The 18657-nt window shown below is 64.4% G+C and carries 17 protein-coding genes; 13 read left to right on the top strand and 4 right to left on the bottom strand.

Annotation, left to right across the window (positions count from 1 at the left end):
* Together BV95_RS09475 and BV95_RS09470 are read right to left on the bottom strand one after the other, a co-directional pair.
* Nucleotides 1-645, bottom strand: a complete 645-nt coding sequence (locus BV95_RS09475) for a TetR/AcrR family transcriptional regulator (RefSeq protein WP_037450560.1) — start codon at nt 643-645, stop codon at nt 1-3.
* A gap of 81 nt (nt 646-726) precedes the next feature.
* Entirely contained in the window at nt 727-1887 is a 1161-nt protein-coding gene (locus BV95_RS09470) for a thiolase family protein (RefSeq protein WP_037450557.1), read from the bottom strand.
* Nucleotides 1888-2100: 213 nt separating this feature from the next.
* Here BV95_RS09470 and BV95_RS09465 point away from each other — a divergent pair, with 213 nt between their 5' ends.
* The 4 genes from BV95_RS09465 (at nt 2101) to BV95_RS09450 (ending at nt 7342) form a co-directional block, all read left to right on the top strand.
* Nucleotides 2101-4014, top strand: coding sequence for a TOL_0244 family TonB-dependent receptor (locus tag BV95_RS09465; RefSeq protein ID WP_037450552.1), 1914 nt, complete (start codon nt 2101-2103; stop codon nt 4012-4014).
* Nucleotides 4002-4568 carry a TOL_0243 family YfiR-like periplasmic protein gene (locus BV95_RS09460; RefSeq protein ID WP_037450549.1) on the top strand — a complete coding sequence of 189 codons (567 nt, stop codon included), beginning with the start codon at nt 4002-4004 and terminating at the stop codon, nt 4566-4568. The genes BV95_RS09465 and BV95_RS09460 overlap by 13 nt, the downstream gene beginning before the upstream one ends.
* Nucleotides 4565-6304, top strand: coding sequence for an ATP-binding protein (locus tag BV95_RS09455; protein WP_037450546.1), 1740 nt, complete (start codon nt 4565-4567; stop codon nt 6302-6304). Before BV95_RS09460 ends, BV95_RS09455 begins: the two co-directional genes overlap by 4 nt.
* A gap of 270 nt (nt 6305-6574) precedes the next feature.
* Entirely contained in the window at nt 6575-7342 is a 768-nt protein-coding gene (locus tag BV95_RS09450; protein WP_081873332.1) for a helix-turn-helix domain-containing protein, read from the top strand.
* 194 nt (nt 7343-7536) lie between these two features.
* Here BV95_RS09450 and BV95_RS09445 read toward each other — a convergent pair whose 3' ends face one another.
* Nucleotides 7537-7815, bottom strand: a complete 279-nt coding sequence (locus BV95_RS09445) for a YciI family protein (RefSeq protein ID WP_037450543.1) — start codon at nt 7813-7815, stop codon at nt 7537-7539.
* Between the two features lie 309 nt (nt 7816-8124).
* On the opposite strand from BV95_RS09445, the gene BV95_RS09440 reads away from it, so the two are divergent.
* From BV95_RS09440 to BV95_RS09400, 9 genes are all read left to right on the top strand, one after another.
* Nucleotides 8125-9030: a helix-turn-helix domain-containing protein gene (locus BV95_RS09440; protein WP_037450541.1), complete on the top strand. Its 906-nt coding sequence runs from the start codon at nt 8125-8127 to the stop codon at nt 9028-9030.
* Nucleotides 9031-9393: 363 nt separating this feature from the next.
* On the top strand, nt 9394-10434 hold the full coding sequence (locus BV95_RS09435) for an aromatic ring-hydroxylating dioxygenase subunit alpha (RefSeq protein ID WP_037450538.1): 1041 nt from the start codon (nt 9394-9396) through the stop codon (nt 10432-10434).
* Between the two features lie 190 nt (nt 10435-10624).
* Nucleotides 10625-11494: an intradiol ring-cleavage dioxygenase gene (locus BV95_RS09430; protein ID WP_013849847.1), complete on the top strand. Its 870-nt coding sequence runs from the start codon at nt 10625-10627 to the stop codon at nt 11492-11494.
* A gap of 10 nt (nt 11495-11504) precedes the next feature.
* Complete coding sequence (locus BV95_RS09425; RefSeq protein WP_037450533.1) at nt 11505-11813, top strand: YciI family protein; 309 nt, start codon at nt 11505-11507, stop codon at nt 11811-11813.
* Entirely contained in the window at nt 11813-12439 is a 627-nt protein-coding gene (locus tag BV95_RS09420; protein WP_037450530.1) for a glutathione S-transferase family protein, read from the top strand. Before BV95_RS09425 ends, BV95_RS09420 begins: the two co-directional genes overlap by 1 nt.
* The gene (locus tag BV95_RS09415; RefSeq protein WP_037450526.1) at nt 12439-13062 is read left to right on the top strand and encodes a glutathione S-transferase family protein; all 624 of its coding nucleotides are present in this window, start codon (nt 12439-12441) and stop codon (nt 13060-13062) included. The genes BV95_RS09420 and BV95_RS09415 overlap by 1 nt, the downstream gene beginning before the upstream one ends.
* Before the next feature lie 38 nt (nt 13063-13100).
* Nucleotides 13101-13691 carry a malonic semialdehyde reductase gene (locus tag BV95_RS09410; protein WP_037450523.1) on the top strand — a complete coding sequence of 197 codons (591 nt, stop codon included), beginning with the start codon at nt 13101-13103 and terminating at the stop codon, nt 13689-13691.
* A 203-nt stretch (nt 13692-13894) separates the two neighbouring features.
* Nucleotides 13895-16225, top strand: a complete 2331-nt coding sequence (locus tag BV95_RS09405; RefSeq protein ID WP_037450520.1) for a TonB-dependent receptor — start codon at nt 13895-13897, stop codon at nt 16223-16225.
* Between the two features lie 75 nt (nt 16226-16300).
* Nucleotides 16301-16975: a nitroreductase gene (locus BV95_RS09400; protein WP_037450609.1), complete on the top strand. Its 675-nt coding sequence runs from the start codon at nt 16301-16303 to the stop codon at nt 16973-16975.
* Nucleotides 16976-17154: 179 nt separating this feature from the next.
* Here BV95_RS09400 and BV95_RS09395 read toward each other — a convergent pair whose 3' ends face one another.
* Nucleotides 17155-18573 (bottom strand): M20/M25/M40 family metallo-hydrolase, encoded by a 1419-nt coding sequence (locus tag BV95_RS09395; RefSeq protein WP_037450515.1) that lies wholly within the window; start codon nt 18571-18573, stop codon nt 17155-17157.
* Between the last annotated feature and the right edge of the window lie 84 nt (nt 18574-18657).

The following is an 18657-nucleotide window of genomic DNA, read 5'->3' as shown; positions in this document are numbered from 1 at the left end:
TCAGGCGGCTGCGGCAGCCGGGGCGGCGGAGCGGTGGCGCAGGGGGATGCGGGTTTCGATATCTTCGACGCCGAGCCGCTGCTTCACTGATTTGCGCGCCCTTTGCAGGATCTTCTCCGACGCCTTCGGGTCGATCGTCATGCGGGACAGGACGAGCGCGCCCAGCGCCTCCGAAAAGGCGGCGCTGGCGGCCTCTTCGGGATTTTCGATCCCGGCGCGGTCCAGGAGGCGGGTCAGGTCGCCGACGACGCCGCCCATCCCGTTCGTCAGCCTCACCCGCCCCTCGTCGGAAAGATGCACAAGCTCGCTGGTGAGCGAGGGTATGGGGCATCCCGTCTCCGGATGGCTGCGATGCATCATCGACAGATAGCCGTCGAAGAATTTGGCGATGGCGGCGCGGGGTTCGTCCACCTCCACCAGGGCGTGGAAGCGTTCATAGCGTTCCTGGAACATATGGTCGACCGCATGGGCGACCAGATCGTCCTTCGACGCGAAATGGGAATAGAAGCCGCCGACGGTCAGGCCGGCGGCGGACATGACGTCCGCCACGCCGACCTTGTCCACGCCCTGGCGGCGAATGGCCCGCGAGGCTTCCGTCAGGATGCGCTCCCGCGTGCGCGCCTTATGTCCGCTCGAATATCTCATGCACAATCCCACTGGCGGCTCATCATTATATTATGGTGATTAGTTCAATGAGGCCGCCGTGGCTAGAGCGTTTTCGACCGATCAGGGGCGTTCGAGGATCGTGGCGATCCCCTGTCCGCCCCCGATGCACTGGGTCGCAAGGGCGTAGCGCCCGCCGTCCCGCCGCATGATCTGCCCGGCTTTCGCCGTGATCCGCGCCCCGGTCGCGCCCAGCGGATGGCCGATGGAGATGCCGCCGCCGTCGATATTCACCCTTTCCCGGTCTATGCCGAGTTCGTCGAGGCAGGCGACCGCCTGGCTTCCGAACGCCTCGTTGATCTCCACCACGTCGATATCGGCGATGTCCAGTCCGGCGCGGGCCAGCGCCTTGCGCGTCGCGGGGACCGGACCCATGCCCATATATTCCGGTTCGACGCCCGCGACGGCCACCGACCGGATGGCGGCGATGATGTGCAGCCCGTGGCGGCGCGCAAACTCCTCCGACGTGACGAGCGTGGCCACCGCGCCGTCCGTCAGGGGGGACGCCGTCCCGGCCGTGACCGTGCCGTCGGGGCGGAATGCGGGATTGAGGGCCGCAAGCCCCTCCAGCGAGGTGGTGGGCCGCAGGCAACCGTCCGTGTTGACCACTTCCCCGCCGGGCAGCGTGACCGGCACGATCTCCTCGCTCAGGCGGCCGGCGGCCTGGGCCTGCGCCGCCTTCTGCTGCGACTGGAACGCCAGCTCCTCCTGCCGTGCCCGCGATATCCGGTAGCGGTCGGCGACATTCTCCGCCGTCTCGCCCATCGCGATATAGGCCTGTACCGCGATGTCGGCGTCGGGATTGCCGGGGCGCAGGAAACGCGGGTTGAGCGACGGATTGAGGCCGCCCTGCGGCACCATGGACATGCTCTCCACCCCGCCGCACACGAAGGCGTCGCCCGCGCCGATGGCGATCTGCCCCGCCGCGATGTGGATCGCGTACATGGAGGAACCGCAGAAGCGGTTGACCGTCGCCGCCCCCAGTTCGATGGGAAGGCCGGCCAAGAGCGAGGCGATGCGCGCCACATTATTGCCCTGCGCCGCTTCCGGATAGGCGCAGCCGAGCAGCACGTCCTCCACCAGCCGGGGATCGAGCCCGGTGCGGGCGAACAGGGCGCCGATCGCGACCGCCGCCAGGTCGTCGGGCCGAACCTCGCTCAAGGCGCCCTTGCGCGCGAAGGTGAACGGGGTTCTGGCATAGGCCGCTATGACTGCTCGCGACATGATATGTCCTCCATATGGGCGCGCCGCCAACGCGGCGCCTTCCGGTTAGATAATATTATGATGATAATATTACAATGGCGCGACCGTTGCCGGGGGCACGGACGGCATATATTGTCCCAAAGGCGGCCGGATGCCGCCCGTCGCGGAACTTTTCCGGCTTGGCCGCGTAACGATTCCGTTGCACGGAAGCATCCGGGCGAAGGGGGACGATCAATGATGTCATGGGCTTGGGCTTTTGGCGGAGCGGCTGGGGCGGCCATCGGCCTTCTATCCCTGGCGGCGGTCCCGGCCCGCGCCCAGAGCCTGGAAGAGTTGCGGGACATGTCCATTTCCTCGCTCTCGAAACTGGACGTCACTTCCGTCACCCGGTCCAGCGCTTCGCTGGCGGATGCGCCCGCCTCCATCTATGTCATCACCCATGACGACATCGTCCGGTCGGGCACGCTGACCCTGCCGGGCATCCTGCGGCTCGCCCCCAATCTGCAGGTGATGCGCGGCGGCCCCAACGACACGGTCGTCGCCGCGCGCGGGCTGAGCGGCAACGACCAGGCGCAGAATTTCTCCAACAAGCTGCTTGTCCTGATCGACGGGCGCAGCGTCTATTCGCCGCTCTATTCGGGGGCCTATTGGGACATGCCGGACATATTGCCGGAGGATGTCGACCGGATCGAGGTGATATCCGGCCCCGGCGCGACCCTTTGGGGGTCGAACGCGGTCAATGGCGTGATCAACATCATCACCCGCGACGCGGGCGCGTCGCAGGGCCTTTACGGGACGGGCGTGGTCGGGAACCGGACCTATGATCTGGGGCTGCGCCAGGGCGGCCATGCAGGGGGAAACGCCAGCTATCGACTGTTCGTCAAGCGGCATGAGAATTTCGAGAGCGCGTCCGGGCTGGACGACGGCAACCGCCGGACGCAGGGCGGTTTCCGCTTCGACTGGAACGCGACGCCCGCCGACGCGCTGATGGTGCAGGGGGACGGCTATTTCGGTTCCCGGTCGCAGGGCGATGCCGCGGACGAGAATTTCCACGGTTACGACCTGCTCGCCCGCTGGCGGCGCAGCGCCCCTTCCGGCGCGACCCTGCAACTCCAGGCCTATTATGACCATACGGCGCGCCGGATCGAGGGCGGCGGGGGCCGCTTCGCGCTCGACACCTTCGATCTGGAGGGGCAGCATGGTTTCGCCCTAGGCCAGGGGCACAGCATCGTGTGGGGCGGCGGAGCGCGCGTCAGCCGCTATGTGGTCGCTGATATTCCCGGCCTGGACTTCGTGCCGGGGCGGAGGACGCTGTTCGTCGGCAATCTGTTCGCGCAGGACAGCATCGCCCTCTCCCCGACGCTGGCCGGCACCATCGGCGCCAAGCTGGAGCAGCGCAGCTATGCCGGCCTGACCTTCCTGCCCAGCGTCCGCCTGTCCTGGAAGCCCGCGCCCGCCACGCTGATCTGGGGCGCGGTGTCCCGCGCCGTCCGGTCGCCCACGCCGTTCGACGAGGATGTGGTGGAAACCATCGGGCAGACGGTGATCCTGACCGCCCTGTCCAGCTTCCGTTCGGAAAAGCTGACCGCGTTCGAACTGGGCACGCGGCTGACGATTTCGCCCCGCGCTTCGCTGTCCGTATCGACATTCTACAATGTCTATGACGATCTGAGGTCGGTGGAGCCCGCGCCCGGCGGCTTCCTGCCGCTGCGATGGGGCAATGGGATAGAGGGGGACAGCTATGGGCTGGACGCATGGGCGGATATCCGCGTGGCGGACTGGTGGCGGCTGAAGCCCGGTTACAGCCTGCTGATCCAGAAATTCCGGTTCAAGCCGGATGCCGTGCCGTTGCTGGGCCTGTCCCAGGTCGGCAACGATCCGAAGCACCGGGCGACGCTGCGTTCCTCCATGGATATCGGGCCGCAGGTGAATGTCGATTTCGACCTGCGCTATGTCAGCGCCCTGCCCGATCCGCATGTTCCGGCCTATGTCGAACTGGGCGCGCGGCTTGGCTGGCAGTTTGACGAGCGGGCCGAATTGTCGGTTTCCGGCTTCAACCTGCTCCATCGGCGGCATCAGGAACTGCCGGCGGCGCAGGCGACGCCGCTTGGCCGCAGCCTGCTCGTGGCGCTGAAATGCACGATCTGAGGCCGCCCCCGCGCAAAGGACGCAGGCGGCGGCGATGGGCCGCCCTGTCATTCCTGTCGCTCTTCGTCGGAACCGCTTCGGCGACGGCGCCCGCCACGCTGGAACGGGCGGTGCAGGCCAATTTCCTGTTCAAATTCGCGCCCTTCGTGGAATGGCCGCCGGAGGCTTTCGCCACGTCGGAACGGGCCTTTGTCATCTGCGTCGTGGGGGACGATCCGTTCGGCGCGCTGCTGAACGATGTCGTGCGCGGGCAGAAAATGGCGAACCGTCCCGTCGTCGTCCGGCGGGCGGTGGGCGATCCCGCTCCGCCCGGATGCCACATATTGTTCGCGGGCCCATCGGCGGATGCGGGCTATGCGCCCTTTACGGCGGCCGAGGGCAAGCCGGTCCTGACCGTCGCGGACAAGGGCGCCGGACCCGCCGGAGCGATGATCGAATTCGTCAGGCAGAATGGCCGCGTGCGCTTCCAGATCGATGACGGCGCCGCCCGCGCCCATGGCCTGCGCATCAGTTCCAAATTGCTGGGCCTTGCAATCGCGGTGGACAGAAAATGAAGGATGTTCCTGAAAACAGGCCCGATAGCAGGCTGAGCATGGGCAATATCGTCACGCAGATGGCGACGCCGCTTTCCGCCGTGCTGATCGCCCTGTTGCTGATGGTCGCCGGTCTGGCCGCCGCCTATCAGCTCGAACAGCTTGGCCGCGTCGAAAAGCTGCGGCAGACCACCGTCCAGGCGCAGATCCTGGCCAGCGGCATCGCCGCGCCCCTGGCGTTCGAGGACAATGCCGCCCTGCAGGAATATCTGAACGCGCTGAAGGCCGACCCCCAGATCGTCGCGGTCGCCGCCTATGACGGCCGGGGCGCCTTCGCCGCCGGATTCGCCCGCCGGTCCGCCAGCCTGCCCCGCCGGGCGGAGGAGGCCAGGCAGGCGGCGGCCCCCGGCGCGCTGGCGGTCAGCGTGCCCGTGCGCGAGCGCGGCACGCAACTGGGTTCCGTCTATCTGCTGTCGACCATGGACAGCCTGTCGCGCAGGCTGACCCGCTATCTGGGAATCGCGCTGATCGTGATCGCGGCGTCGGTGCTGATCGTGATGCTGGCGGCGTCCTATTCCTCGCTGCGGCGGTCGCACCAGGCGCTGCGGGCGGAGATCGCCGGACGCCAGCAGGCGGAAGAAGCGCTGCGCCAGTCGCAGAAGATGGAGGCCATGGGGCAGTTGACCGGCGGCGTGGCGCATGACTTCAACAATCTGCTGATGGTCGCGTCCGGCGGGCTGGACCTGATGGAGCGCACCAGCGATCCGGTCAGGCTGGCGAAGCTGAAGGCGGGAATACGTCAGGCCGTCGACCGGGGCGCGAAATTGACGCGGCAGCTTCTGGCCTTTTCCCGCCGGTCGCCGTTGAACCCCGAGGTCATCGATCCCCGCGCGCGGATCAGGGGCATGGACGCGCTGCTGGAACGGTCGCTGGGCGAGAGCATAGAGGTCGCCATGCACCTGCCCGCCGACCTTTGGCCGGTGGAGGTGGACGCGTCGGAACTGGAGGTCGCGATCCTGAACATCGCCCTCAACGCGCGCGACGCCATGCAGAGGGGCGGGGGCATCGTGATCGAGGGCGCGAACATTCCCGGCAATGGCGAGCGGCCCGACCGGGTGCGGATCGCCGTGACCGACAGCGGGGCGGGCATCGCGCCCGATCTGGTCAACAAGATATTCGAACCCTTCTACACCACCAAGGAGGTCGGCCAGGGCACGGGACTGGGCCTGAGCCAGGTCTATGGCTTCGCGCGCGCGTCGGGCGGAGAGGTGCTGGTGGACAGCATCGTCGGACAGGGGACGACCATCACCCTGTTGCTGCCCCGGTCCCCGCTGATGCCCAGGGACGCCGACAGTCCGCCCGAACCGATGGCCGCATTCGGCACGCATCGCATCCTGCTGGTGGAGGATGACGACACGGTCGCCGACACGGTGGGCGGCATGCTGACGGCGCTGGGTTATGAGACGGAGCGGGTCGACAATGGCGACGAGGCGCTCCGCAGGCTGGAGCGGAAGGGTGATTTTTCCCTGATCCTGTCGGATATGATCATGCCCGGCGAAGTCAGCGGCATGGAACTGGCGTTGAAGATCAGGCAGCTATGGCCGCATCTGGGAACGATGCTGATGACCGGGTACAGCGCGGCGGCCGCCTCCGCCGCGAAGGAGGGCGTTCCCCTGCTGGCCAAGCCGTTCACCATCCAGGACCTGTCGGTCCAGTTGATGGCGGCGCTGGATCAGTCCGGGCAGGGCCGGGGATGATTTGGGTTGTAGGGACTGAGCGATTTGAGGGAGAGCGGACCTGTCCTATTCCTCCCCATCGAGAGATGGGGAGGGGGACCAGCCGAAGGCTGGTGGAGGGGAAGGGGCGCGACCTGCGAATTTCCCCTCCACCATTTGCTACGCAAACGTCGAAGAGAGTCACGTGCCTCTCTTCGACCCTCCCCACGCTGCGCGTAGGGAGGAATTGATGTCCACGTCCGTCCGTTTGCTCCGCAAAGCGCGGCCTATTAACATTCCGGAAACCCGCCCATGCGAAAAGTCGACAATATGCCTATTCACGCGATCGTAGAACAGCCGCCGGAGTCCGATAACAGGCGCGAGGCCGCTCGCTGGCGCATCCGGCTGGAACTGTCCGGCGCGCTGGATGCGGACGCGACGGGGGACGGGCGCGAAAATGTCGTGATCCATGATATTTCCACGGCAGGCATGCTGGTGGAAACCCGGTCGAAGCTGAAGATCGGGCAAAGCATCATGCTGGCCCTGCCCGATGCCGAACAAGTCACGGCGCGCATCGTCTGGCAGAATGAATCGCTGTTCGGTTGCCGCTTCGACCAGCCGCTGCCGCAGGGCGTGGTGAGCGCGGTGAGGCTGCGCAATCCGAAGCAGGACGAGGCGAAGCCGCTGGGCGATCCGGTCGAGCCGTCCGCTTCCCCGGACATTGCCGCGCCAGTCGACGAAGGGCTTCCCGAACGGCTGCGCAGGCTGCGGCGGGAACGGGGCCTGAGCCGCGCCGCCCTGTCGGGGAAAACGGGGTTCAGCAAACCCACGCTCTGGGGATGGGAAACGGGCCGGACCAAGCCGCGCAGGGAAAATCTGCTCATCCTGGCCGCCCTTTTCGGGCTGACCGAACAGCAATTGCTGTTCGGCGCGGGGGAAGCCCCGGCGCCCGAAGCCGTGAAATCAGGCCCGGAAGCCTATGCCCGGCCGTTGCGGGACATTATCGACCTGTCGAGGACGCGCATCGCCGAAGCGGCGGGCGTGCACAAATCCAGCGTCCGGATTTCCATCGAATTTTAGGGTGGATTCGCAAGTTCTGGACTTGCCGGAATGGGGGGATTGGGTGGACCTATCCTAATTCCTCCCCATCGATAGATGGGGAGGGGGACCAGCCGAAGGCTGGTGGAGGGGAAAGGGGCACGACCTCCGAATTTCCCCTCCACCATGCTTCGCATGGTCCCCCTCCCCACGCTGCGCGTAGGGAGGAATTGAGGTTAGCCGATGTGGCGATCCCAGTGGCAGATGCGCACTTCGTCGAAGAGGCCTACCTTGGTGAAGGGGTCTTCATCGTGGAATTTCTTCACGGTCTGAAGGTCGTCCGCTTCCACCACCATGAAGCTGCCGATATTGTGGCTGTCGTCGTCCGACATCATCGGACCGGCCTGCAACAGCTTGACCACGCCCGAAGCGAGATAGGCGCGATGGGCCTGGCGATGTTCTTCGCGGAGCGCCAGCATATCGGGTTTGTCAAAGCACATGCGCAGGTAAAGCATAGGTCTTCTCTCCATTGGTTTCGCCCTGGGATATGGAAGATCGATCGTCGTCGTCCACGACAGGGCTTCTAGGCGGATGCCGCACCTTGACGGCATCGCTACGGCATAATCCTGCTGTCGGCAGCCGTTTTTTTGCATAATCTTGCTGCGATCCGGGACGGCCGGGCGCGACCCTTCCCCTGCCCCCGCCATGGACCCCCTGTATTTTTGCGGCAAAGCGGCTTATGGTCGGCGGGAGGCACCCATGAAAGTCGGGAAGCGGGGCGCGCCGATCGGCTGCGCCCGACGTGCGTTTTGTGGAGGAGAGTGATGGCGGCGGCGGCACATTTCGATATCGGCGACACCCATGGGCTGTTCGCCAGCTCCGGGAATCCGGTCCAGATTTCGAGCGCCGCTCTGGGTTGGACATCGCTGTTCCTGTCGGAACAGGAGGAGCAGCCGTTCGAGGCGTCGGCCGAACCGGTGCCGGACCATCTGCTCGTATTCCATCTGGGCGGCCCGGCCCAGATCACCGGCGTGATCGAGGACAAGAAGATCACGACCGTCATCCCGCCGGGCGGCCTGTGCCTGTGGCCCGCCAATTCGCCCTTTTCCATCGAGTTGGAAAATTCGGTCGAAACCCTGCATCTCTATATCCGCAGCAGCATCGTCAACGAGGTCGCGGCATCGCTGGGCTATGATTATCCCGACGGCATCCGTCTTCGCCCGCGAGTCGGCCAGCGCGACGAATTGCTGGAACAACTGGCCCTGGAAGTCAGAAGCGTGGCCGCGTCGGGGGGCAGTTCCACCGCGCTCTACGTGGACCAGATGGCGCTGGCGATCGCGGCCCGGCTGATCCGGCACGATTATTCGGCGCAGCCCGCGCCCGCCGCCGCCAACAACCGGGGATTGGCGCGGGGCAGGCTGAAGCGCGTGGAGGATTTCGTCGAAGCCCATCTGGAACGGCCGATCCAGCTCCATGAACTGAGCCTGGTCGGCGGCCTCAGCGTTTCCCATTTCGTCCGCCAGTTCAAGCTGGCGACCGGCGTTTCGCCCCATCAATTCGTCCTGCGGCGGCGCGTCGAGCGGGCGAAGCGGCTGCTTTCGCATAGCGACCAGTCGCTGGCGCAGATCGCCTATAGCTGCGGCTTTTCGCATCAGGAGCATCTGACCCACACTTTCCGGCGGCATGTCGGGGCGACGCCCGGAAATTATCGCCGGTCCGCCCAGGGCTGACCGATCCGCCCCGCGCCGGGCGCAACGCCGGTTGCACAGGCGATTTCATGTAGAAGAATGGCACTTTCCTACAGGCACCGCCGCTTCGCCCAATGGCAGAAGCGACGATAAGATAAGCCGTGGGAGGATATTCTGAGCCGGAATGCTTCTTTTGAGCGGGCTCCACGCCGCCAATGTGTTTCGATGCCGCATCCGCCCGGCATTTGACGGCCCTTTTTCCATGCACATGAAACGCGCCGGATAAGCGAGCGGCGCCATGCCGCGACGGGTCCGGATTCCGCGATCCTGCACGATGCCGCGAAGGCCTTGGGCCGACGCCGATAAAATGAACCGATCCGGGAAATATAGCGAGAGGGATGTTCGATGACCTATGTTCGAAATGCCTGGTATGTCGCCGGTTGGACCGAGGATATCCCTGCGGGCAAGCCCAAGGGCATGATGATCCTGGACCAGCCCGTCGTCATCTGGCGCAACGAAGCGGGCGCCGTGCACGCGCTGGAGGATCGCTGCGTCCACCGCCTGGCGCCGCTGTCGCTGGGCCGGTGCGAAGGGGCGAACCTGCGCTGCATGTATCACGGATTCCTGTTCGACGCGGGCGGGCGGGTCGTCGGCATCCCCGGCCAGGAGGAGATTCCGTCCATCGCGCGCGTCAGAAGCTATCCGGTCGCGGAACAGGATAGCTGGGTCTGGGTCTGGATGGGCGATCCGGCGCGCGCGGACGAAGGGCTGATCCCCCGCGTCAACGGCATCGACGATCCCGGCTGGGCGCTGCGGCACGGAACGCTGGATTATGCCGCCGAAGCGCGGCTCATCAACGACAATCTGACCGATTTCAGCCACCTGTCCTTCGTGCATGCCGACAGTTTCGGCGCGAACGAGGATTTTGCGAACACGCAGGCGAAGGTCGCCATGATCGATCGCGGCGTGCGGATCGAACGCTGGGTGGTGGATCAGCCGCCGGTGGGCATGCCGGATTCGCCCGTCCATTTCGATTTCTATCTGGTCTATGATTATTTCGTCCCCGGCATATTGTGCCTGACGGTCAAGGCGTTGCCGCTGGGCACCATCGAGCGCATCGGCCATGTCGAGCCACCGGAGGGCATCGAACTGATGCACCTTTATTCCGCGCAGGCGGTGACCCCGACGACCTCAAGGACGACGCGCTACTTCTTCTCGAACGGTCTGCGCGCCCCCGCAGACCCGGCGCAGGTGGATTTCGTCTGGGACATCACCCTCAAGGCCTTTGCCGAGGATAATGAGATGATCGAAGGACAGCAGCGCATCATCGACCTGGATCCGGACCGGCGGATCATGCCGGCGGCCGGCGACAAGGGAACGATATTGTACAACCGCCTGGTCGACCGCCTGGTCCGCGAGGAACAGAAGACCGGCAAGGCAGCCTGAGCCGAAAGACGGTCCCGCATGATCGGGGCCGGATTTCATCCCCCTCTCTATCGAACCGGCCGCCTTCGGGCGGATGTCGCTCAGCCAGTTTCTGCATGAAAATCGCATTTTCTCACAGGAGCGGCTCACCCGAATGGGACGATAGAGGCCCCGAATTGACGCCCGATCTGGAGGCGCTTGGAGTTTCGTAATGCGCGATCTGAACGAATTTAATATCACCCAGGAAGTCCTGCGCCGGTTTGAAAACACGCCCGATCCGCGACTGCTTGAGATTTTGACCTCGCTCGTCAAGCATCTGCATGACTTTGCGCGGGAAACCAAGCTGACCGAAGCGGAGTGGATGGAAGGCATCAATTTTCTAACCCGCACGGGACATCTTTGCACCGACATTCGCCAGGAATTCATCCTGTTGTCCGACACGCTGGGCTTGTCCATGCTGGTCGTCGCCCAGAACCACAGTCGTCCACCCGAAGTGACCGAACAAACCGTGTTCGGCCCCTTCCATGTCGAGGGCGCGCCCCCCCACGAATCCCATGGCAGCGACCTTTCCAACGGCACGGCGGGCGATCCGCTGTTCGTCCGGGCTGAGGTGGTTTCGCCCGACGGCCCGGTCGCAGATGCAATGGTCGACGTATGGCAGGCCGACGCCGAAGGTTTCTACGACGTTCAGTCGCCCGACTGGACGCTGGACGACGCGGCCCTGCGCGGCGTTTTCCGTACCGATGCGGAGGGCCGGTTCAGCTTCCGTTCGATCCTGCCCAAAAGCTATCCCATCCCGGTGGACGGCACGGTCGGCGCCATGCTGAACGCCACGAAGCGCAGCCCGATGCGGCCCGCCCACATGCATTACAAGGTTGAGAAACCCGGATTCGATCCCCTGATCACCCACGTCTTCGTCGAAGGGGACGATTATCTCGACTCCGACTCGGTCTTCGGCGTGCGCGGTTCGTGCGTCGGCCAATATGTCCGCCACGAACCGGGGGTCGCGCCCACCGGAGAGACTGTCGACGTGCCCTTCTACACGCTCGACTATCGCTTCGTGCTTCACCCCCAGCACTGAGGTCGGACCCATGTATTTCGCCATCTACGCCCTGGACAAGCCGGACATGCTGGATGTCCGCATGAAGACCCGCGCCGCGCACCGCGAATATCTCCATAGCCCGGATGCTCCGGTTCGCCTGATGCTGGGCGGCCCGATGCTGGCCGAGGACGGCGAAACCATGGTGGGTTCGCTGATCGTGGTGGAGGCGGATTCGATTGAAAAGGTCGAGGCGTTTTCCGCCAACGATCCCTACCGGCTGGCAGGGCTGGTCGGATCGGTCAGCATCCGCCCGTGGAACTGGACGGCGGGCAATCCCGACCTTGCGGACGCGTCCTGATGACCATCCAGCTTTATACCTGGGGCACGCCCAACGGCCGAAAAGTCTCCATCCTGCTGGAGGAACTGGGCGTCCCCTATGCGGCGCACCCGGTCAACATCATGAAGGACGAGCAGTTCGCGCCGGAATTCCTCGCCCTCAATGCCAACAACAAGATTCCGGTCATCGTCGATCCCGACGGGCCGGACGGCAAGCCGCTGACCCTGGCGGAATCCGGGGCGATCCTGATCTACCTCGCGCAGAAATTCGCCAGCCCGCTGTGGCCGACGGAACCGGCGCGCCAGATGCAGGTGCTGCAATGGCTGATGTTCCAGATGGGCGGCCTGGGGCCGATGATGGGGCAGCTTCACCACTTCCGCCGCTATGCGACGGGGGAAACCTATTCCCTCGCCCGCTACGAAAAGGAAGTGCATCGCCTCTATGGGGTTCTGGACGGGCAGCTTGCGCAGGGGCCGTTCATCGCCGGAGCCGATTACAGCATAGCGGACATCGCCGCCTATCCCTGGGTCAACCGGTTCGAGCTTCACGGCATCGAATGGGACAGGATTCCCAACGTGAAGCGCTGGTACGATGAGGTCGGCGCGCGCCCGGCGGTCGTGCGCGGCATGGACGTGCCGAAGCTGTAATGTTGAAGATCCTGGGACGGCGCACGTCCGCCAATGTGCAGAAACTGCTGTGGCAACTCGTGGAGATGGGCATCCCCTTCGAGCGCGAGGATTATGGCGGCGAGTTTGGCGGCAACAAGAGCGAGGATTTCCTTCGTCTCAACCCCAATGGCGTGGTGCCCACGCTGATCGACGGCGACGCGGTGATCTGGGAATCCAACACCATATTGCGCTATGTCGCCAATCGATACGGCCCCACCCCGCTCTACCCGGCGGATGCGGCGGCCCGCGCCGATTGCGAGCGGTGGATGGACTGGCAGTTGGGGACGCTCAACCTGACCATGACGCCGCTCTACATCGCGTTGATCAGAACCCCGGCGGAAAAGCGCGACATGGCCGCGCTGCAACGTCTGGAGGACAAGGCGGAAGAGCTTTTCGCGCTGCTCGACCGGGCGCTGGCCGACCGGGATTATCTGGGCGGCGATACGCTGACGCTGGGCGACATCGCCAACGGCATGTTCGCCTATCGCTGGTACGAACTGCCGGTCAGACGCGGCGCGCCGAAGGCCAACCTGAAACGCTGGTACGACCGGCTGACCGGGCGTCCGGGCTTTCAGCAGCACATCATGATCGGCCTGTCCTGACAGGCTCCCTTTTCACCACCCCATCATTGCGAGGAAATATGTCCGACGTCGATTCCAGCCTTTTGAAGCAGATGTTCCACGAAGCCCGGTCCCAGAACGGATGGAGCGACCAGCCGGTTTCCGACGAAACCCTGGCCGCCGCCTATGAAATCGCCAAATGGGGCCCGACCTCCATGAACACGCAGCCGATGCGGCTGCTGTTCATCCGGTCGCAGGAGGCGAAGGAACGGCTGAAGCCTGCCCTGGCGCCGGGCAATGTCGACAAGGTCATGGCGGCTCCGGTCGTGGCGATCGTCGCGCATGACAGCCAGTTCCATGAGCATCTGCCGCGCCTGTTCCCGCACAACCCCAATGCGCCGGGCATGTTCGCCGGCAATGAGGGGCTGGCCCAGGCGACCGCCTTCCGCAACGGCACGCTGCAGGGCGCCTATTTCATGATCGCGCTGCGCGCCGTGGGTCTGGATGTCGGCCCCATGTCCGGCTTCGATCCCGCGAAGGTCGACGCCGAATTCTTCGCCGGCACGACGTTCAAGTCCAATTTCCTGTGCGGCATCGGCCATGGCGACCCGGCCAAGGTCATGGGCCGTCTGCCCCGCTTCGAGCTGGGCGAGATCAGCCAGACGCTCTGATATCGATCGGAGCGGCGCGATCCGATCCGGGTCCAGCCGCTCCATTCCAATGATTTTTAAAGCGGCTTCCAGGCAAGCCCATGCGATTGTCTGGAAGTCGCTTTAAATAAACAAAGTCAATAGCCGCATAAATAAAGCGGCAATCCAATATAGGGAGGATGAATTTATGGCATTTTCGGAGGTTTATTTTAGGGGATGATTGAATGAAGGTCCATTTCAAGGCAGCGACCTGTATAGCGAGTTTGGCGATTGCCACGGCTGCCTACGCAAACGACACCAATGGTTCGACCTCGGCGGCGGCCATCGCGCCCCAGGACGATGCAGCTTCCGGCGACATCATCGTGACGGCCCAGCGCCGTGAAGAGAGCCTGCAGAAGACGGCGCTCGCGATCGAGGTGCTTTCCGGTGAAGCGCTCCAGTCCGGCGGGGTGAAGCAGTTCACCGACCTGACCAGCATGATTCCGGGCGTCCAGGTCGGCTCCGGCGGCCCCGCCGCGCAAGTCTATATTCGCGGCGTCGGCGATTTCGGCGCGACTGCCGTCAGCAACCCGGCCGTGGCGTTCAACGTCGACGGCGTCTATGCGGCGCGTCCGCAGTCGGTGGGCGGCCAGTTCTTCGACCTGGCGCGCGTCGAAGTGCTGAAGGGTCCGCAGGGCACGCTGTACGGCCGCAACGCCAGCGGCGGCGCGATCAACCTGATCCCGAACCGTCCGAAGCTCAACCAGTTCGGCGGCGACGTCCAGCTTTCGGTCCAGAATTATGACGGATATTCGAGCGAAGGCGCCCTGAACATTCCGCTGGTCGACGATGTGGCCGCGCTCCGCTTCTCCTATCAGGTGGTGACGCGCGACGGCTATCTGAGCGACGGCACCAACGACGACAAGCATCAGTCGGCGCGCCTCCAACTGCTGGTGAAGCCGAGCGACGACGTGTCCGTGCTGCTGTGGGGCAATTACACCCATCTGGGCGGCAAGGGCATGGGCCAGGCACTGCTGGACCCCTATGGCAATCCGTCCCAGAACCGGCCGCCGGTCAGCCAGACGCTGGGCGGATACGACGCGTGGACCTCGATCACCGGAAGCCAGGCCAATTATCTGATCGGCCTTGCCAACGCCCGCTACACCAGCCTGCTGGGTCCGCTTCCGACGGGCGTCAACTATCTGAACCCGCTGACCAGCGCCGGTATCTATCAGGATATCGACATGTGGAGCATCCACAGCGAAATCGCGATCAAGCTGGGCGGCGTCAACCTGACGATCATCCCCGCCTATCAGAAGGCCATATTGGATTATTCGATCGTTCCGACCTTCCTGGCCTATACCAGCAAGGCGCCGGGATATGGCACGGAAAATTCCAAGACCTTCTCGCTGGAGACGCGTCTGGACGGCGAACTGGGCGGACTGAACTGGGTTGTCGGCGCATTCTATTATCATGAATCGCAGAACCAGCCCAGCACCGCGTCCGCGGGATATCTGCTGAACAACTTCCACTCCGGCCGCCAGACGACCGAGGCCCTCGCGGCTTTCGGGCAGGCGACCTACAGCGTGACGGATGCGATCCGCCTGACCGGCGGGCTGCGCTACACCGACGAGAAGAAGGATCTCACGGGTTCGCTGCACGGCATCTATTACAGCTCGACCTGCATGACCGGTTCGCTCTACTGCCATGTGCAGGATTATGGCGGTTCGACCTCGGTCCAGCGCGTCGACTGGAAGGCCGGGCTGGAAGTCGATGTCGCGGACAAGAGCATGGCCTATCTGACGGTCTCCACCGGCTTCAAGTCCGGCGGTCCGCAGTTGGCGGATGCGGCCCCCTATCGGCCTGAACGCCTGCTGGCCTATGAACTGGGCTTGAAGAACGAATTTTTCGGCAACAAGCTGCAGGTCAATCTGGAAGCCTTCTACTGGGATTATCAGGACCATCAGGAACAGATTATCGACTTTGACGACGCGGGCGTCGTCGGGCCGCTGATCCGCAACGCTGGCAAGGCGAAATCCTATGGCGGGGCCGCCACGATCATGTTCCGGCCCACCCGTTCGGACCGCTTCAATTTCGCGGTCGAATATAATGAGACGAAATATAGCAGCTTCATCTATCGGACGCCGTCCAGGTTCCTGGCCCCCGGTTCGCTGGGCTGCGCGGTGACGACGCCGGTTCCGGGCATTTCAGAGGTCGACTGTTCCGGATTCCAACTGGCCCATGCGCCCAAGTGGAGCGGCTCTGCGGGCTATACGCACAGCTTCCACCTGGCGAATGGGGCGACCGTCGACGCGGCGCCGAACCTGTCCTTCGCGTCGAGCCGCTGGATTTCGACCTCCTTCATCCCGAATGCGCGGGATGCGGGCTATGTCCTGCTCAATGCGGACCTGACCTATTCGGCGCCGTCGAACTGGTCGGTTTCCGCGTTCATGCGGAACATCACCAACAACGCCGTATATCCGGCCGGCATCCCGTCCCCGTACGTCGCAGGTCTGATCGGCGCGAACCTCAGCCCGCCGCGAACCTATGGCGTTCGTCTGAACGTGAAGTTCTGAACTTGAAAAATGCCCGGCGACATGATGATGTCGCCGGGCATTTTACCGAAAACCAGGGTCAGGACGAGGATTGCCATGCTGTTTGACGACGTGATTCTCGGACGCCGGAGCATTCGCGGCTACAAGGCGGAACCGGTGCCTGAAGCGCTGATCAGGGAAGTGCTGGAACTGGCGATGCGCGCGCCGTCATCCTACAACAGCCAGCCTTATTATTTCCATGTCATCACCGGCGAGCCGCTGGCGCGGATTCGCGCCGGCAATGTGGAGCGGATATTGTCCGGCGTGCCGGATTCGCGCGAATTCCGGATCGGGCAGCCCTTCGCGGGCGTGCATCGCGACCGGCAGGTGGGGGTCGCCAAGCAGCTTTTCGGGGCGATGGGGATTGATCGGGAGGACAAGGAACGCCGCCAGGACTGGGTGCTGCGCGGCTTTCGCCAATTCGACGCGCCGGTCTGCGTGATCATCACCTATGACCGGATTCTGGCGGACAGCGACGACACCGCGTTCGATTGCGGCGCGGTGGCGACCGCTCTGGTGAATGCGGCATGGTCGCGGGGGTTGGGGACCGTGATCAACAGCCAGGGCATCATGCAGTCGCCGGTCGTGCGCGAACATGCCCGGATTCCCGACGATCAGGTTATTATGAAAAGCATCGCGCTGGGTTGGCCGGATGAGGATTTTCCAGCCAATGCCGTTGTTTCGGAACGCAAGGCGGTGGAGGAAACGGCGTTTTTCGTCGGGTTTGAGTGACTGCGCGGTTCTGGGTGGGAGGTGGACCTATCCTATTCCTCCCCATCGAGAGATGGGGAGGTGGCAGCGCGAAGCGCTGACGGAGGAGAATGGGGCCGACCTCCGAATTTCCCCTCCACCACCGCCTTCGGCGGCGGTCCCCCTCCCCACGCTTCGCGTAGGGAGGATTTGGGGGCGGCTCAATCCTTCTGGTCGGCATAGGCCTTGACCAAGCCGTAGAGGAATTTCCGTCCCTCCATCACTGACCGCACGCGGATGCGTTCGTTCAGGCCGTGGACGCCATTGCCGTCAAGATCGCGGAACAGTCCTGACACGCCATAGGTCGGAATGCCCGCCGCGTTCATCGTCACCGCGTCGGTCGCGCCCGTCGCCATGTGCGGCACCACCGGCACGCCCGGCCAGACCTGCGCCGACATCCTGATCGCCGGTCCCAGAACCTTGTCCGTCACCGGGGCGGGATTGGCGGGGCGATAGCCGCGGGACGCCGTTACCTTGACCTCCGGATCGTCGACGACTTTGGTGAGGGTCGCCAGCACCTCTTCCGTCGGGACGCCCGGAATGACGCGGCAATTGACCGTCGCCGTGGCGCGCTGCGGCAGGGCGTTGGCCGCGTGACCGGCCGATAGCAGGGTCGCCACGCAGGTCGTGCGCAGCATCGAATGATAGCTGGGCGACTTGTTCAGCAGATCGCCGGCCGCCTTGTCGCCCGGATTGGCGACGATGGCGGTCATGGCCGCGCCTTCCGCGCCGCCGACCACCTTGGCCATCTTGCTGAAATAGCCGCGATTGGCGTCGATGAACTGCACCGGAAAATCGTAGCGGCTCAGCCGGTCCAGCGCCCGCGCCAGGCTGTAGATCGCATTGTCCGGGCGGGGCAGCGACGAATGGCCGCCGGGATTGGTCGTTTCCAGCGTGAATTGCATCACCACCTTCTGCGCGGCCTGGAAGGTCTGGTCGATCCGGTTGCCCTGTTCGTCCAGCTCGCCATAGCCGCCCTCGTTGAGCGCGATGCCCGCGTCGACCAGATCCTTCTGATTGTCCACCAGCCATTTGGCGCCGTTCAGGTACAGCCCCTCCTCGCCGCAGGTCAGCGCCATCTTGATCGTGCGCAGCGGCCGGTATTTTTCCGCCTGGAAACGCAGAAGATTGTCGATCCAGATGGCGTCCTGCGCCTTCATGTCGGCGACGCCCCGGCCGTAATAATAGCCGTCCTCCTCGATGAAGGCATAGGGATCGCGGGTCCAGTCTGCGCGCCGGGCATTGACCACGTCGATATGGCCCAGCATCAGCACCGCCTTCAGCTTCGGGTTGCGCCCCGGATAGACGGCGACCAGCGCGCCCGCCTTGGGGTGTCCATCCGGCACGAAGAGGTGCAGATTCTGCTCCGGGAAACCGGCCGCCTTCATCCGGGCGGCGACCTTTTCGGTGACGGCGGTGCAGTTCCCGGTGTCGAAGCTGCTGTCCGTCTCCACCATTTCCTTCAGCAAGGCGCGAAAGGAAGCGTCGTCCGGCGGCGCGGCGTGGGAGGCGGAAGCCGCAAGGGCGGAGGTCATGGCCGCCATCGTCGCGGCGGCACACATCAGCGCGGATCGGCTCATCTGATTTCCCCTGTCGTCAATCCCGACAGGTTAAACGGGGGACGGCCGCCTTTCCACGCCTGCATGCCATGCAATCGGCAAATA

Source organism: Sphingobium chlorophenolicum, from assembly GCF_000722875.1.
In the GTDB taxonomy this organism is placed as follows: Bacteria; Pseudomonadota; Alphaproteobacteria; order Sphingomonadales; family Sphingomonadaceae; genus Sphingobium; species Sphingobium chlorophenolicum.
Note: the sequence above shows the minus strand (reverse complement) of the source record. Positions and strands in the feature narration are given on the sequence as shown.

Excerpts from the sequence above, each read along its gene's own strand:
- BV95_RS09475 (WP_037450560.1), bottom strand. The coding sequence starts at position 645 with ATGAGATATTCGAGCGGACATAAGGCGCGCACGCGGGAGCGCATCCTG.
- BV95_RS09470 (WP_037450557.1), bottom strand. The coding sequence starts at position 1,887 with ATGTCGCGAGCAGTCATAGCGGCCTATGCCAGAACCCCGTTCACCTTC.
- BV95_RS09465 (WP_037450552.1), top strand. The coding sequence starts at position 2,101 with ATGATGTCATGGGCTTGGGCTTTTGGCGGAGCGGCTGGGGCGGCCATC.
- BV95_RS09460 (WP_037450549.1), top strand. The coding sequence starts at position 4,002 with ATGCACGATCTGAGGCCGCCCCCGCGCAAAGGACGCAGGCGGCGGCGA.
- BV95_RS09455 (WP_037450546.1), top strand. The coding sequence starts at position 4,565 with ATGAAGGATGTTCCTGAAAACAGGCCCGATAGCAGGCTGAGCATGGGC.
- BV95_RS09450 (WP_081873332.1), top strand. The coding sequence starts at position 6,575 with ATGCGAAAAGTCGACAATATGCCTATTCACGCGATCGTAGAACAGCCG.
- BV95_RS09445 (WP_037450543.1), bottom strand. The coding sequence starts at position 7,815 with ATGCTTTACCTGCGCATGTGCTTTGACAAACCCGATATGCTGGCGCTC.
- BV95_RS09440 (WP_037450541.1), top strand. The coding sequence starts at position 8,125 with ATGGCGGCGGCGGCACATTTCGATATCGGCGACACCCATGGGCTGTTC.
- BV95_RS09435 (WP_037450538.1), top strand. The coding sequence starts at position 9,394 with ATGACCTATGTTCGAAATGCCTGGTATGTCGCCGGTTGGACCGAGGAT.
- BV95_RS09430 (WP_013849847.1), top strand. The coding sequence starts at position 10,625 with ATGCGCGATCTGAACGAATTTAATATCACCCAGGAAGTCCTGCGCCGG.
- BV95_RS09425 (WP_037450533.1), top strand. The coding sequence starts at position 11,505 with ATGTATTTCGCCATCTACGCCCTGGACAAGCCGGACATGCTGGATGTC.
- BV95_RS09420 (WP_037450530.1), top strand. The coding sequence starts at position 11,813 with ATGACCATCCAGCTTTATACCTGGGGCACGCCCAACGGCCGAAAAGTC.
- BV95_RS09415 (WP_037450526.1), top strand. The coding sequence starts at position 12,439 with ATGTTGAAGATCCTGGGACGGCGCACGTCCGCCAATGTGCAGAAACTG.
- BV95_RS09410 (WP_037450523.1), top strand. The coding sequence starts at position 13,101 with ATGTCCGACGTCGATTCCAGCCTTTTGAAGCAGATGTTCCACGAAGCC.
- BV95_RS09405 (WP_037450520.1), top strand. The coding sequence starts at position 13,895 with ATGAAGGTCCATTTCAAGGCAGCGACCTGTATAGCGAGTTTGGCGATT.
- BV95_RS09400 (WP_037450609.1), top strand. The coding sequence starts at position 16,301 with ATGCTGTTTGACGACGTGATTCTCGGACGCCGGAGCATTCGCGGCTAC.
- BV95_RS09395 (WP_037450515.1), bottom strand. The coding sequence starts at position 18,573 with ATGAGCCGATCCGCGCTGATGTGTGCCGCCGCGACGATGGCGGCCATG.